Raw genomic sequence first — 14,320 nt, 5'->3', positions numbered from 1 at the left:
CTGAGGGCGTGACCGCCGAATCGGGCACGCACACCGGACGTGAGGGCGCCAAGCCGCCGGTCGCCCCTCGCGCACCGGAACTGGTGCTGTGCGCCGTCGATGAACCACTCGCCGACGCCTGGACCGCCGCCGCGCAGAACCTGGCAGGCCGGGTCCGGGTGCACCGCGGGTCGGTGCTCGACGTCGTCGCACAGGCCGTGGTCAGCCCGGCCAACTCCTACGGCTGGATGCGCGGCGGGATCGACGCCGTCTACGCACGCGCGTTCCCCGGCGTGGAGCAGAGCGTCCGCAGCGCCGTCCTGGCCTTCCACGGCGGCGAGCTGCCGATCGGCGACGCCGTCGTGGTGCCCACCGGCGAAGCCGAACCGGCCTGGTTGATCAGCGCACCGACCATGCGGGAGCCCGGCGAACGGCTGCCCGCCGACACCGTCCACCCGTACCTCGCCGCCCGCGCGGTGTTCCTGACCTGGCGCGACGGCCGGCTCGACGACGGCCCGGTGCGGGAGTTCGTCGACACGATCGCGATGCCGGGGCTCGGCACCGGCGTCGGCGGCGTCGCCCCCGAAACCTGCGCCCGGCAGGTCGCCGCGGCCTGGGACGAAGTCTTCGGAAACCGTGACTCTCGGTGATCAACCCCTGATAGGGGGTGGACTACGTCACAGCGCTTTCACCAGCCGTAAGCCCTACCGTTAATCAAGCAGGTGAAACGTACGCCAGTGCAGGCGACAGCCGGAGGAGTGTGCGATGACCCGGGTCCGCGAACTCAGCCCGTATGTCGAGCTGCACCGGGAACAGTGGAAAGAACTGCGAAGTTCGACGCCGTTGCCGTTGACGGCGGCCGAGCTGCTGCGGCTGCGCGGCCTCGGCGAGCAGGTCGACCTGGCCGAGGTGGCCGACGTCTACCTGCCGTTGTCCCGCCTGATCAACCTCCAGGTGGCCGCGCGCCAGCGGCTCTACGAAGCGACCACGACGTTCCTCGGTGACGATTCCCGCGGCACGAAGGTCCCGTTCGTGATCGGCATCGCCGGGAGCGTGGCGGTCGGCAAGTCGACCACCGCCCGCATCCTGCGCACGCTGCTCGCCCGCTGGCCGGACCACCCCCGCGTCGACCTGGTCACCACCGACGGCTTCCTGCACCCGCGCGCCGAGCTGATGCGGCGCGGGATCATGCACCGCAAGGGCTTCCCGGAGAGCTACGACCGCCGCGCGCTGCTGCGGTTCGTCACGGAGGTCAAGTCGGGCGCCGAGCGCGTCGCCGCGCCGGTGTACTCGCACCTGGCCTACGACATCCTGCCCGGCCAGGAGCAGGTGGTGCAGCGGCCGGACATCCTGATCGTCGAGGGCCTGAACGTGCTGCAGCCGGGGCCGCGGCTGATGGTCTCCGACCTGTTCGACTTCTCGATCTACGTCGACGCGCACACCGACGACATCCAGCGCTGGTACGTCGAGCGGTTCCTCGAACTGCGGCACACGGCGTTCGCGGACCCGGCGTCGCACTTCCACCACTTCGCCGGCCTGCCCGACGACGAGGCCCGCGCCGAAGCGCGGCACCTGTGGCACTCGATCAACGAGCCGAACCTGATGGAGAACATCAAGCCGACCCGGCCGCGGGCGACGCTGGTGCTGCGCAAGGACTGCGACCACACCATCAACCGCGTCCGTCTGCGCAAGCTCTGATCCGCCGGTCGTCACCCGGTCCGTCACCCACATGCCGCGCATTCGCACGTTGAGCGAGCGGGTGGCCACGAGTTGTCGCAGGCCCGCGACTCTCCGCGCCGGATTTCGGCCGATCGGCCGAGGTGTGCCGTTCAGCCGTAACCGGTTGGCCGATACCGGGCGTGCGCTGTGAAAGCGACCCTGAAGGAGTCAGGAAAACCGCTCTGAGCAGGGGAGGAGGCCCACGATGGTCACGATGATCCTCACGTGGGTCGGTGCGGTGCTCGGTTTGGCCTTGCTGATCGCGATGGCCGCCGGAACGTTCGTGGTCGACTTCGACGACCGGCTGCAGGAACGCCGTCGCAAGGGGAAGCCCGCCGAACCGGCAGGCCCCCTCCCCTAACGATCAGAGCCCGGCCAGCGCCTCCAGGTAGGCGTCGGCGTCGTATTCGAGGTTTTCCGCGTCGATGAGGCTGTTTTCCAGCGCGTCGATCAGCTGCTCGAAGATTTCGTCGCGATCCAGCTCGCCGTCCCGCAGCCGCTCGGCGGCCTGCCAGGCCTCGGCGGGCTCGTTGTCCCACAGCTGGTCGACGATCGTCGCGCGCAGGATCAGACGCTGCTCTTCCTCGTCCTCGTCGGCCTCGGCGATGACCAGCGCGCGGCGCTGGTCGGGGTCGGTCGGGTCGAGGTCGACCTCTTCCTCGTCGATCTCCGTGGTCGGCGACGGCACGGCGAACATCCGGCGCTCCAGCGCGTCGGCCAGTTCGGTCGGCGACAGGTCGTCGGTGTCGGCGAAGTAGCGCTCCAGCGGGGAGTCGTCCTCGTCGTTGTACTCGCTCAGGTAGTCGGCGACGGCCTCGTCGAGGGCGGCGATCGCGGTCTCGGTCAGCCCGGCTCGCTCCCCCGTCCACTGCACCCAGGCCAGCACGACCGGCTCCACGGCGTCTTCGTGGTCGGCGTCGAGGTCGTACTCCTCGCCGAGCAGGCCCTCGAGGAACCGCGCGATCTTCTCCGGCCCCACCCGCAGCGGGTTGCCGGGGTCGGTGCGCAGGCCGTGTTCGAGCAGCAGGCCACCGAGCACGCGGGCGGCACCGGCGTCCTCGCCGCTCGCCGCGACGAACTGCTCGACGACGGCGGCGCGCTCGGCTTCGGACCACTCGGCCACCTCGGGCACCAGCGCGGGCTCCGGCAGCGCACGGCACCAGAGGAGCGCGACGGCGTGGAAGCGGGCGTAGTCCTCGCTGACGTCGGCTTCGTCGAGGTGGTCGGTGGCGGCGAGGCCGTCCGCGATCAGGCGGTGGGCTTCGGCGGGGTCGACGGCCTCGAAGAGGACCAGCTCCGGGTCGGCGTCGGACTGCTCCCGCATCTCGGCGAGGACATCGGCCGGCTGGTCGATCACGACGAGGTCGCGCACCCGGCCGGCCTCGGTGAAGTCGAGCAGCGCGAGCAGGCCGTACGCCTGGTCGCCGTGGGTGAAGATGCAGAGCAGGGACGACTCGTCACCGTAGACGTCCCCGGTCCGCCAGCACTCGCCGGCGGTGATCCGGCCCAGCCCGGCGGCGAAGGCGGGCTCGGGGATGCCGCGGCCGAGGACGACCTGCAGGCCGGTGTCGGCGGCCTTGCGCTCGACGTCGGTCTCCGCGACGACCTTCAGCGCGGCCAGCAACGCGGCGGCGCCGGGCGTGATCTTGCGCTGCGCGAAGGCGATGAGCTCCAGGCCGAGCGGCTCTTCGCCGTCCTCGACGGGCACGTCGTGGAACTGGCCGAGCACCTCGGAGGCGAGCAGTTCGACGTCGACCGGCGCGGGGTCGGCGCCCAGCGCCGAGAAGTCGTTCAGGACGTCCTTGAACAGGCCGGTCACGCTGTGCGTGACGGGCTGCGGCTGCTTCTTGCGGGCGCGACTGACCGGGCTCATGGTTCTCATGCTGTCACCTCACCGCGAGCCGGTCGCGGTGGCCCTGGCGCGGGTCCCGCCACGTGCTCGACGGGGAGGCGCCGAGCCGGACGACGGAACTGGGCCACCGCGACGACTTGGCGCGCTCACGGTGTCCCGGTGCACGTGTAACACCGGTTCACCTCGGTCAACGAGGGGTGCGTTGTGAGGTTACGGCTTTGGGGAGGGCGATCCGGGCGGCCCGGATTTCCGTGATCAGCCGGGTTTTCCGCCGGTGGTTTTCCACCAGCCCGGCCAGGTAGGCGGTGAATTCGTCCGGCGTCCCGGCTCGCTTGTGCAACGTGCGCAACAGCTTCAGCCGGCGGGCGGCCTCCTGGTAAGCCTGCGGGTCCTTGTGTTCGATGAGCTGGTCGACGTGTTCGCGGAAGACCGGGATCGTCTCGGCCGGGTGCTCGGCCGCCCGCTGTTCCGCCAGCTCGAGCTTGAGCTCGCCGGATGCGCCGAACCGCACGCAGGCCCGCCAGGCTTCGTCGGGACGGCCGTCGTCGAGCAGGACGCGGACGAGCTCGTCGGCCGGCTCGACGCCCTCGGCGGCACGTTCGCGCAGGCGAGCGAGCGCTTCCCGGCGCTGGACCGTCCACTTCCCCGCGGCCTGCGCGGCCTCGCGCAGCGCGGCGTACGTTTCGCGATCCGGCTTCGCGTCGAAGTCCTTGCGACGGCGGGCCGTGTCGTCCTCGGGCGCCGATGGCGGTGGCCGCTTGTCGTGGGTGAGCGCGCGGGCGGCGTGCGCGATGGCCTCGCTGTGCCGTCCGGCGGCCCGCAGCACCCGGACGATCTTGAGGCTGACGTCCACGCGCGGCGGCTTGGCCGACAGGATCGCCACCAGCTCGTCGACGTCGCCGAGCACCTCGGCCAGCTGCTCGCGCAGGCGTTCGGCCACGTCGTGGCGGTGTCCCCGCTCGTTCACCGCCAGCACGTCGTCCACAGTGGACTTGATCCGCGCGAGCCCGGCCTCGCCCAGCGCCGCCGCGAACTCGGCGAGGTCGATGACCGGGCGGCCGGGACCGTCGAACTCGACTTCGAGGATCCAGTCGGCCAGCTTCTCCGGGTCCGGCGGCCGGGCGGCGCACGCGCGGGCGTACAGCTCCACGGCCCGGTCCAGCCGGTCGGCCAGATCACCGGCGTGGTCACCGGACTGCTCCAGCACCTCGCTGATGTCGTCGACCGTGCGGCGGGCGAGCGGGGCCAGGTCGGCCGGACTGCCGGCGTCGAGCATCCGCTGCAGCGTGTCGAGCACCGCGCCGATCTTCGCGGTGTACTCGACGTTCCCGTCGGTCACCGCGGTGTCGAGCAGCCGGTGCGCCTCGCTGACGTCACCGGATTGGGTAGCGGCACGCAGTTCGAGCGAATGCCGCAGCTCGGGATCGCGCTCGGCTTGGGCGTGCAGCAGGTCCGCCAGCGTCTCCGCGTCCAAAGTGCGCAGGTAGGGGCGAAGATCCGAGTGGGGACTCACGCGCACCAGTCTGCCCGACGGCCGCGGACACGCGTGTGGGCCAACCGCGTGCTCTTTTCGGAGTAATCCGTGACTTTGCGTGAGCGGCTCACGGACGGCGCAAGTCGTCGAACACGGCTTTCAGGGGCCACGGATCCGGGAGCCCGGGCCGTCGTGACCGTGCGTGGCGGGGCCGCGGGATGGCCGGGTGGACGGTCGGCACCATGATCGGGACGACCGGCACCGGCACCCGCGCCACCAGCCGCCGCACCACCACCATCAGGAGCCCGGCGAACAGCAGGAGCGACGTCCCCGCCGCGAGGGCACCGGCGAGGGTGCGGCGGCCGTCGTCGAGCGTCAGCTGTACGGCGTACTGGCTCTGCTGCGTGTACAGCAGGCCCAGCTGAGCGGACACGGAATAGGCGGCACTGCGCCAGGTGTGCTCGGCGACCGGAAGCGGTTCCCCGGCGGTGAAAGCGTTCTCGGCGGCGGCCAGCCTGCTCCATTCGGCGCTGCGCGTGAGCGATTCGTACGCCATCCGGCCACTCTCGGTGAGCTGGGGGACGACCCGGGCCAGATCGGCCCGGTAGGAGGCGACGGCGGAGGTGAACGACCCCCGCGTCACGTTGTCCAGCCCGGCCAGCGCGAGGGAATCGGAGCGGTCCATGCCTTCGGCGACGGAAAGCAGCTCGACGGCGGTCGTCTGCTGGTAGGCGGATTCGGCGTCCGGGGCGTGGCGCGCGTAGTCGCGCAGGCCGGCGATGGCGGACTCGATCCGCTGGGTGTACGTCGCGTACGCGGCGCTCCGCTGCTCGGGCGCGGCCATCGCCGCGCTCCGCTCGCCTTGCAAGGCGACCACCGCGCGGGCCGTCCGGTCGGCGGCGGCCGCCGTTTCCACGGCCGTGTCCCGGGTCCGAACCGCTTGGTGGATCAGGAGAATCGCGATCACGACAGCCACGGCGACGAGCGCGCCGCCGGGGATGAACGCGATGCCCAGCATGCGGCCGCGGACGGATCGCAGGTACTTCAAGACGTTCCTTTCCCAGCCTTGGTCCCCGCAAGCATCCCGACGAAGTTCAACCTATTGAGTGAGAGATTTACCGGTCAACGCCAATCCGCCATACGGCTGTTAGCGCAGGGTGACGACCGGGAAGAATCGCGCCCGTGACCTTCGACGACGTGACCCAGCGGCTGCGCGGCTTCGCCGCCGCCCGCGCTTGGGAGCCGTACCACACCCCGAAGAACCTCGTGATGGCGCTTTCCGGCGAGGTCGGCGAGCTGACCTCGCTGTTCCAGTGGCTCACGCCCGAGGAATCCGACGCCTGGCGCGAGGACCCGGCGTTGGAAGCGAAGGTGCTGGACGAGATCGCGGACGTCACGCTGTACCTGCTGCAGCTAGCCGACCGCCTCGGCGTCGACCTGGCCGCCGCGGCCCACGCGAAGATCGACCGCAACGAGGTCCGCTTCCCACCGCCCGCCTAGCCCCAGAACACCCCGCCGGGGTTGCGGTCGATCTCGTCGAGCAGCGCGGGCGGCGTGCTGGCGACCGGCGCGTCCGGGTAGCTCAGCCACCGACCGTTGCGGTCGGCCCACCACACCGTCCAGATCCCGAACTCGTCGAACCGCAGCTGCGCGATCTTCTGCTCGGTCCAGTCGGGCCCGGCCTGCGGCGACCACGGCGCACGGCGTTCGACGATGGTCACCGCGCGGCCCCGGGTCCGGCACTCGACCCGGATCCGGTCCTGGAGGTGCTCGGGGATGCGCTGCGTGCACCACCGTTCGATCTGCCGCAGCGCGAGCTCCGGAATTGGCATGAGTCCAGTGAACCGGACCCGCTCAGCCGGCGCGCAGGTGGGCGAGCACGGCGTCGTAGGTTTCCGCGGGCGCGCACCCGTCGGTCCGCACGACGACGCAGCCAGGCCGCAGCGGCAGGTAGGCGGCGAGCTGGTCGTGGACGCGTTCGACCACGGCGGTGCCGCCGTGGTCCCGCAGGACGTCGTCGACGCCCTTGGTCGTGGCGTCCCCGTTCGCGGACCGCTCGGCGAACCGCCCGCAGGCAACGGCTTTGTCGGCGGTGAGCAGGATTTCCCGGTATTCGGCCCCGCACTCCCCGGCGGCGACCTCGAACGGCCGGACGTCGGCGACCCGGGTGACCAGCTGCGGCATGACGACGTCGTGCCCGGTCCGCAGGTGCGCCCCGGCCATGGCGAGCGCGAGCAGCTGCGCGGCCTCGAAGGTCTCGAAGAAGGTGTCCCGCCAGCCACCGATCAAGCAGACCACCCGGTCGGTGTCGAGGTTCAGCACGCCGGGGTGCTGCTCGGTGTAGGCCCGCGCGATCGTCGACTTCCCGATGCCGGACGGCCCGTTCAAGTGGATCAGTCGTGGCACCGCACCGAGGCTAGCGCGGCGCGGGCTCGGCGAGCCACCACCCGCCGAGCAGCGCCCCCACCCCGAACACGGCGAAGAAGATCCCGGCGGCCACCGGCGTCCCCCCGAACATCGCGACGACGACGACGAACATCAGCAGCAGGCCGGCCCCCATCAGGATCCGCCCGCCGACGAGCTTCGACGGCGCGGCGGACGCCACGGCGGCCGGCGCGGCGGCCGGCGCGGGCGGCGGCTCGAAGCCGAGGGCGGCCGGTGCGGTGCCGACGTCGAGCAGGACGGTGCCCAGCTCGGCGGCGCGCGTCAGCCGGGGTTCGTCCGCGGGCACGGACGGGTCGGCCACGAGGTGGGTGACGCTCGCGGTCAGCTTCTTGGCCAGCTGGACGCCCTCGGCGAGGACCCGGGCCCGCAGCCGGTCCGCCGCCACGGTGGTGCCGAGCACCAGCACGCGGGTCGGCTTCCCGCCCGGGGCAGGCCGCAGGGCGCCGGCGTCGGCGACGCCGAGCGCGGTCGCCACCTGCCGCAGCTCGCGTGCCTCCGCCGCGGTCACCACGCCGTCCCGTTCCGCGATCTCCCGCAGCGCGGTCACGAACCGCAGGTGCGTCGAGCGCACCCGGTCGGCCGGCCACCCGGCCTCGGCCGCCAGCGCGGCCAGTGCCGACACCTCGTCCGCCGAAAGGTGCTGGTCGGCGACGACTTCCGCGAGCAGGTCCAGGTAGGCGTCGCCGCGCTCGCCGGTCACCACGCGTTCGGCGGCCTCGGCCATCCACCCCGGCTCGGCCGGCTCCGGCTCCGCACGCGGGCGCAGCGGGCCGGTGGCGAACCGCGGCAGCGCCGGAAGGACCGGAGGTGCCGCGAAGGTGCAGCCGTGCCGCCCGAAGAGGACGACGACCAGCTGTGCGACCGTTCGCGCGCCGGACAGGGCCGACAGGCCGGGCCGCGACGGCACGCCGAGGGCGTGCGCCACGGTGGCGAGCCGGTAGTTGGGCAGCGGGACGGCCGTCCGCGCGGCTTCCACGGTGCCCACGCCCGGCAGCACCGGCAGCCCGGTGCCGAGCCGCGTGGCCTCGTGGCCCAGGAAGGCGGCGGCAAACGGCAGGTCGTGGGTCACGACGACGCTGCCGCGGCAGAAGTTCAGCAGCGAACCCAGCACGGCGCCGAACGACGGCGCGCCGTCGAGTTCGCCGCGCGTGATGCCGTGCACGAGCGCCGGGCCGGGCGGGATCCCGGGCCCGGGATCCACCAGCGTCGACAGCTCACCGGCGACCGACCCGTCGGCGTGGACGCGCACCGCGGCCAGCTCCACGACGTGCCCCGGCCGCAGGCCGGTGGTCCGGATTTCCAGTGCGGTGAAGTCGAGGCCGGTGGCGGGGTGGCCGCCGGCGCCGAGCAGCGGGAGGGATTCGATCACCTACGCTGGTCGTTTTCCGATCGGCCGTTGTGACAGCTTTTCGGCGGGCACGCGTGGTTCGTGACGTGATCGTGACGGCAACATTCCGCCGGATAACGACTGGTGGTCGATCACTGGTTCCCGTGTAACGAGGTCGGGAGATTTCCCGAGTACACCGTCAGCACGTCGCTCGAGGACGAGGAAATCCCCCATGCCGCCGAAGAAGCGTTTTCCGAACTGGCTGAAGATCGTCCTGGCCGGGTTCGCGGTCCTGTTCGTGCTCGGCGCGATCTTCGGCGAGGCACCCGAGCCGAAGCTCACGAACGCCGGCGCTCCGGCGTCCTCCACACCGCCTCCCACCAGCACGACCACGTCTCCCACGCCCACGCCGGTGGCCGTCACCTACACCGTCGGCAGCGTGCCGGACGGCGCGACCGTCGTGGTGAACGGCAGTGACGGCACCAGCAAAACCGTGCACGTCCTCGGCGTGCTCGCCCCGGTAGCGAGCACCGGCTGCTACGCGGCGGAATCGCTCGGCTGGGCCACCTCGACCCTTTCCGGCAAAGCCGTCACCCTCGGCGTGGAAACCGCGCAAGGCGTCGCCTTGACGCTGGCCGACGGGCAGGACTACGCGACGCTGGCGATTCAGCAGGGCTACCTCAAATACGCGGCCTCCGCCGCATTGCCCGCACTCGCCGCCACCGAATCCGCGGCGAAGGCGGCCGTCAGCGGGCTGTGGGGGCCGCCGTGCAACGGGACCATCGACGCGCCCGCCGCGGCGCCGAAGCCCGCGCCGGTGGCAACGCCCACCCCGGCGCCCACCACGGCGCCGAAGCCGGCACCGGCCACCAAGGCGGCACCCCCGCCGCCGCCCGTGGAGACCACCGAAGCGGCCCCTAGCGCCTACTACGCGAACTGTTCGGCCGCGAAGGCCGCCGGCGCGGCACCGCTGTACCGCGGCGAACCGGGCTACCGGTCCGCGCTCGACCGCGACGGCGACGGCGTCGCCTGCGAACGGTGATCTAGCCTGGGCCGATGACCACCGCCGACGAACTGCTCGGCAGGCTCGCGGGCCTGGACAAGGACGACCTCGCGAAGGTGCTGGCCCACCGGCCGGACGTGCTGGCGGAGCCGTGGCCGCGACGGCTCGACGTAGTCGCCGCGCGGCTCGCGTCGCCCGGGTCCGTCGATGCCGCGCTGCTCGCGTTGCCGACGCCGCTGGTCCAGGTCGTGCGGGCCGTCCAGCTGTGTCACGCGCTCGGGCAGCGGCCCGCGCCCGTCGGGGAAGTCGCCCGGCTGCTCGGCACGGACACCGCCACCGTCGAGTCCTCTGTGGACGAACTGGCCGAGCGCGCCCTGCTCTGGCGGGACGAGGACCGCGTCCGGCTGCCGGAACTGCTGCACCGCAACAGCTTCGCCTCCGAAGGACTCGGCCATCCGGTCGCCAACCTGCTCGGGGAGCTCGGCACGAGCCGGCTGGCGAAGCTGTCGCGGACCCTCGGGCTGCCGGACACCGCTCGCAAGCCAGAGCTCCTGGACGGGCTCGTGCGGTTCTTCCGTGACGGCGAGGGCGTCCGCACGCTCTTCGCCACCGCGCCCGAGGAGACGCGGAAGCTGTTGCAGGACATGGCCGACGGCGTTCCCGAGGTCGAGGGCCTGGCCCCGGCGGGCTGGGCGTTCGACCACGGCTTCCTGTTCGGGACCTACTTCGGCACCGTGGCCATGCCGATCGAGGTGTCGCTCGCGCTGCGCGGCCCGGACCACCAGCTGCCGTTCACGCCCGAGGAACCGCAATTCGACGTCACCCACACCGGGGCCGAGGCCGCCGAAGCGGCGTCGTCGGCGGCCGCGCTGCGGTTGCTCGACCGCGCGTCGGCGATCCTCGACCTCGCCGCCGCGGAGCCGTTGCCGCTGCTCAAGGACGGCACGATCGGGGCCCGGCTGGTCAAGAAGCTCGCCAAGGACACCGGGGGCACACCGGCGGAGATCGAGCTGGCCATCGACCTCGCCGCGCAGGCCGGGCTGCTGCTGGCCGACGAGCCACCGCCGCCGCGCCGCGGCCAGAAGGCACCCGCGCCCACGCTCGCGCCCCACCCGGACCTCGCCCGGCCGGAGCCGGCGGTGCTGTACCGCCTGCTCCTGACCACCTGGTGGGACCCGGTACCACCGGAGTTCGAGACCGACGTCGACGCGCTGGTCCGGCGGCTGGTCGTGCGGGTGCTGGCGCGGCTCGCTCCCGGCGACGCCGTCACCGACGTCGACGCGCTGATCCGGCTCGCGGAGTGGCACGCGCCGATGCTGCCGACCGACGACTTCGCCGGGTACGTCCGGGTCGCGCTCGACGAAGGCGAACTGCTCGGCGTCGTCGCGCACGGCGCCGTGACCGCGGCCGGACGCGCCCTGCTCGCCCCGGAGCGGCTCGTCGAAGTCACCGGCGAACTGGTCTCCCGGGCGCGCACGACCGCGTTGTTCGGCACCGACCTGACGGCGATCGTGCCCGGCTCGCCCGACGCCCGGCTCGCCGCGCTGCTGGACCGCGTCGCCGACCGCGAAGCCCAGGGCACCGCAACGAGCTGGCGGTTTTCCCCGGCGTCCGTGCGGCGGGCGCTCGACCAGGGCGCGACGACCGCCGGGCTGCTCGACGACCTGCGCGCCGTCGCCGCGGGCGACCTGCCGCAGCCGCTGGTGTACCTGGTCAACGACGTCGCGCGGCGCCACGGCGAGGCGCAGGTGATCGACGTCGCGAGCGTCGTCGTCGGCGAGCCCGCCGTGCTGGCCGAGCTCGCCGCGCACCGCAAGCTCGCCAAACTCGGCCTCCGCGCGGTGGCCCCGACCGTGCTGACGTCCACTGTGGACGCGACGGGCACGTTGGAGGCGTTGCGCCAAGCGGGTTACGCACCGACCCGGCACGCGGCGGACGGCAGCATCGTGCTGCCCGCACGTGACCAGGCCGAGCCGACGGTGGCCATCCACGAGCCCGAACCCGGCGAACTGGCACCCGATCCCGCCGGCCACGCCGAGCGGCTGCTGGCCGCCCCGGCGAGCGGCCCGGCCCTGCTGCGCGGGCAGCTCGCGCGGGCGATGAGCGACCGCTACGCGGGCCGGCTCACGGCGAAGCAGCAACAACTCTGCTGGCAGCTCGAAGCCGGGCTCCCGGTCGACATCGCCTACCGCGGCGAGCACCTCGTCATCGCCTACCCCGAGCTCGACGGCGACGTCCTGGACGTCTGGTCCCTCGACGAGCGCACCTACCGGCGGCTCGAGCTGGCCCACGTCGAGCTGGCTCAGGCCTCGACCGCGGTGAGCCTCGCGTAGGCGACGACGTTGTCGAGGTAGTTGCCGCTGTCCCGGTCGAACGCCCCGCCGCAGGTGATGAGCCGCAGCTCGGGCGCCGGCGTGTCGCCGTAGACCTGGTCGGTCGGGAACGTGGCCTTCGGGTAGCGGTCGACGCGGTACACGGTGAAGACGGCGGTCCGGCCGTCCACGCGGCCGACCATGGCCTGCTCACCGGGGCGCAGCTCCTTCAAGCGGGAGAAGGCGCCGGGCACGTGCTTGTAGTCGACGTGCGCGGCCAGCACCGCCGGGCCGATCTCCCCGGGCGACGGCGCGCCGGTGAACCAGCCCACCGTCGTGGCGTCGCCCGGCACTTCCAGTACGCCGTCCGGCGCCAGCCCGAGGTCCGTGATCCCCTCGGCGCGCACGCCGATCGCCGGGATGGTCAGGGACGCCGGTTCCGCCGCGGGGAGGCCGTCGGCGGTCGTTGCCGTGGTGTGCGCGACGCTCGCGGTGCTCGCCGGGTTCGTGGCGGCCGGGCCCGGCGGGGCGATCTCCTGCGGCGGCCTCGGCGACAGGACGAGGACGAGGGCCACGGCCAGGACCACGCCGAGCGCGGCGGCGACCGCCGTGACCGCGGGCCACAGGCGCGGCTGCCTCAACTCGGGCGCCGGCGCAGGTAGAGCACCATGCCGCCGGACACCGTCGCGGCGAGCAGCGTGCCGCTGAGCACGAGGAAACCGGGGACGTCGTCGTCCGGCTCACCGCCGCCGGTCGCGACGCCGCCGACCGGCTTGACCTTCACCTGGTTGCCCGTGGCGGGCTTCTTGGTGGTCGTCTTCGTCGGCTTTTTCGCCGTCGACGTGGTCGTGCTCGGCTGCTTCGGGCGATGTTTGAGGGTTTCGCAGGCGATTCCGTCGTTGTCGTCGCCGTCCAGGCCGTGGGGGTCGGTCGGATCTTGGTCGTAAACGGCTTGGGCGTCTTCCTGGTACTGGAAGTCCGAGCAGTTCTTGTCGCCGGCGAGAGGAGCCGCGAGCTGCGCGGAGGCGAAGGGGACAGGGCCGAGGAAAGCGAGTCCGGCGACGACGGCGGTCGTCGTCAAGGCACGGCGAAAGAGTGACAACGGAATTCCTTCCGAACGGGAATCTGCGGCGATTGCGTGGTTACTATCGCCGTGTCGGCGGTGCCGTTACGGACCATTCCGGAATTCCGGAAACGCCAGCGCTCCACCAAGAGCGACGCGATTGGTGATTCTTCGCCGATTCCGCTTCGACCTGCGGGTTTGCGGCCCGGGAATACGTACCAGGCGGAATGTTACGGGGTCCGCGGTCACACCTTTGAGGTAATTCACGTGTGACGCTGCCGACCGGCCGCCGCCGCGGCGTCCGCATACCCCGTAACCTCGGGGTATGCCGATCCAGGTACTGCTCGTGGACGACCACGAACTGGTCCGCCGCGGGCTTCGCGACCTCCTCGGCGACGAGCCCGACATCGAGGTCGTCGCCGAGGCGAGCAGCGTCGAAGAGGCATTGGCGGTGGCGATGCACGTCGAGCCGGAGGTCGCGGTGGTCGACGTCCGGCTCGGGGACGGCGACGGCATCACGCTCTGCCGCGAACTGCGGTCGAAGCCGAACCCGCCGGCCTGCCTGATGCTCACCGCGTTCGACGACGAAGAGGCGATGGTCGGCGCGATCATGGCCGGTGCCGCGGGCTACCTGCTGAAGCAGGTGCGCGGGCAGGACGTGGTCAACGCGGTCCGCGAGGTGGCGGCCGGCCGGTCGCTGCTGGACCCGGTGAGCACCGCCCGGGTGCTGGACAAGATGCGGCACCCGCCGACGGACGAGCTGTCGACGCTCACCGAGCGCGAACGCGACGTGCTCGAACTGATCGGCCAGGGCTTGTCGAACCGCGAAATCGCGGAGCGGTTGTTCCTCGCGGAGAAGACGGTCAAGAACTACGTCACGTCGGTGCTGGCGAAGCTCGGCATGCAGCGCCGGACGCAGGCGGCCGCCTGGATCGCGCGGCGCGAGAAGTAGCCCTCGTCCGCAATCCGCCGTTCGCTGCGACCTTTCTTCCGCTCGTCACGGTCTGCCATGTCGATCAGGGCATTTTCCGGTCCAGATTCACTCGAACGTGAGTCGAATATATGTTCGAGGGGGCGGTAAGATCAACGACGTGGGCGTGGAGGGGAGGATGGATGACCCGAGAAGGATGAGCCGCAGCAGGACGG

Annotated in this window: 15 protein-coding genes; 7 read left to right on the top strand and 8 right to left on the bottom strand. The window is 72.1% G+C overall.

The window, feature by feature from the left end; all coding sequences use genetic code 11:
- Positions 1–8: 8 nt before the first annotated feature.
- From ACLJQE_RS05730 to ACLJQE_RS05720, 3 genes are all read left to right on the top strand, one after another.
- On the top strand, positions 9–629 hold the full coding sequence (locus ACLJQE_RS05730; protein ID WP_410637902.1) for a macro domain-containing protein: 621 nt from the start codon (positions 9–11) through the stop codon (positions 627–629).
- 115 nt (positions 630–744) lie between these two features.
- On the top strand, positions 745–1,677 hold the full coding sequence (gene coaA / locus ACLJQE_RS05725; protein WP_410637900.1) for a type I pantothenate kinase: 933 nt from the start codon (positions 745–747) through the stop codon (positions 1,675–1,677).
- Positions 1,678–1,903: 226 nt separating this feature from the next.
- Positions 1,904–2,059, top strand: coding sequence for a hypothetical protein (locus ACLJQE_RS05720; RefSeq protein WP_410637899.1), 156 nt, complete (start codon positions 1,904–1,906; stop codon positions 2,057–2,059).
- Between the two features lie 3 nt (positions 2,060–2,062).
- Here the strand turns inward: ACLJQE_RS05720 and ACLJQE_RS05715 are convergent, their stop codons facing one another.
- From ACLJQE_RS05715 to ACLJQE_RS05705, 3 genes are all read right to left on the bottom strand, one after another.
- Positions 2,063–3,571: a hypothetical protein gene (locus tag ACLJQE_RS05715; RefSeq protein WP_410637898.1), complete on the bottom strand. Its 1,509-nt coding sequence runs from the start codon at positions 3,569–3,571 to the stop codon at positions 2,063–2,065.
- 166 nt (positions 3,572–3,737) lie between these two features.
- The gene (locus ACLJQE_RS05710) at positions 3,738–5,063 is read right to left on the bottom strand and encodes a DUF6880 family protein (protein ID WP_410637897.1); all 1,326 of its coding nucleotides are present in this window, start codon (positions 5,061–5,063) and stop codon (positions 3,738–3,740) included.
- A gap of 88 nt (positions 5,064–5,151) precedes the next feature.
- Positions 5,152–6,072, bottom strand: coding sequence for a nitrate- and nitrite sensing domain-containing protein (locus ACLJQE_RS05705; RefSeq protein ID WP_410637895.1), 921 nt, complete (start codon positions 6,070–6,072; stop codon positions 5,152–5,154).
- A gap of 134 nt (positions 6,073–6,206) precedes the next feature.
- Between ACLJQE_RS05705 and ACLJQE_RS05700 the strand changes: the two genes are divergently transcribed.
- Positions 6,207–6,524, top strand: a complete 318-nt coding sequence (locus ACLJQE_RS05700; RefSeq protein ID WP_410637894.1) for a nucleotide pyrophosphohydrolase — start codon at positions 6,207–6,209, stop codon at positions 6,522–6,524.
- Here the strand turns inward: ACLJQE_RS05700 and ACLJQE_RS05695 are convergent.
- Genes ACLJQE_RS05695 through ACLJQE_RS05685 form a run of 3 tightly spaced genes read right to left on the bottom strand, consistent with a single transcriptional unit; the run spans position 6,521 to position 8,838 of the window.
- Positions 6,521–6,856 carry a DUF3024 domain-containing protein gene (locus ACLJQE_RS05695; RefSeq protein WP_410637893.1) on the bottom strand — a complete coding sequence of 112 codons (336 nt, stop codon included), beginning with the start codon at positions 6,854–6,856 and terminating at the stop codon, positions 6,521–6,523. The two genes, ACLJQE_RS05700 and ACLJQE_RS05695, sit on opposite strands and share 4 nt — an antisense overlap.
- Before the next feature lie 22 nt (positions 6,857–6,878).
- A complete protein-coding gene (locus tag ACLJQE_RS05690; RefSeq protein WP_410637892.1) occupies positions 6,879–7,430 on the bottom strand; it encodes an AAA family ATPase in 552 nt (183 codons plus the stop codon).
- Between the two features lie 10 nt (positions 7,431–7,440).
- Positions 7,441–8,838 carry an exonuclease domain-containing protein gene (locus ACLJQE_RS05685; RefSeq protein ID WP_410637891.1) on the bottom strand — a complete coding sequence of 466 codons (1,398 nt, stop codon included), beginning with the start codon at positions 8,836–8,838 and terminating at the stop codon, positions 7,441–7,443.
- Positions 8,839–9,028: 190 nt separating this feature from the next.
- Between ACLJQE_RS05685 and ACLJQE_RS05680 the strand changes: the two genes are divergently transcribed.
- A complete protein-coding gene (locus ACLJQE_RS05680) occupies positions 9,029–9,838 on the top strand; it encodes an excalibur calcium-binding domain-containing protein (protein WP_410637890.1) in 810 nt (269 codons plus the stop codon).
- Positions 9,839–9,852: 14 nt separating this feature from the next.
- The gene (locus ACLJQE_RS05675) at positions 9,853–12,132 is read left to right on the top strand and encodes a helicase-associated domain-containing protein (protein WP_410637889.1); all 2,280 of its coding nucleotides are present in this window, start codon (positions 9,853–9,855) and stop codon (positions 12,130–12,132) included.
- Here ACLJQE_RS05675 and ACLJQE_RS05670 read toward each other — a convergent pair.
- A complete protein-coding gene (locus ACLJQE_RS05670; protein ID WP_410637888.1) occupies positions 12,102–12,752 on the bottom strand; it encodes a class F sortase in 651 nt (216 codons plus the stop codon). The two genes, ACLJQE_RS05675 and ACLJQE_RS05670, sit on opposite strands and share 31 nt — an antisense overlap.
- Positions 12,749–13,213: an excalibur calcium-binding domain-containing protein gene (locus ACLJQE_RS05665; RefSeq protein WP_410637887.1), complete on the bottom strand. Its 465-nt coding sequence runs from the start codon at positions 13,211–13,213 to the stop codon at positions 12,749–12,751. The genes ACLJQE_RS05670 and ACLJQE_RS05665 overlap by 4 nt, the downstream gene beginning before the upstream one ends.
- A gap of 286 nt (positions 13,214–13,499) precedes the next feature.
- Here ACLJQE_RS05665 and ACLJQE_RS05660 point away from each other — a divergent pair, with 286 nt between their 5' ends.
- The gene (locus ACLJQE_RS05660) at positions 13,500–14,126 is read left to right on the top strand and encodes a response regulator (protein ID WP_410637886.1); all 627 of its coding nucleotides are present in this window, start codon (positions 13,500–13,502) and stop codon (positions 14,124–14,126) included.
- The last annotated feature ends 194 nt before the right edge of the window (positions 14,127–14,320 follow it).

Origin of the sequence: Amycolatopsis sp. lyj-346 (assembly GCF_046548975.1) — a bacterium.
Classification (GTDB): Bacteria; Actinomycetota; Actinomycetes; order Mycobacteriales; family Pseudonocardiaceae; genus Amycolatopsis.
The sequence above is the reverse complement of the archived record's forward strand: the minus strand, read 5'-3'. Positions and strand labels throughout refer to the sequence as shown.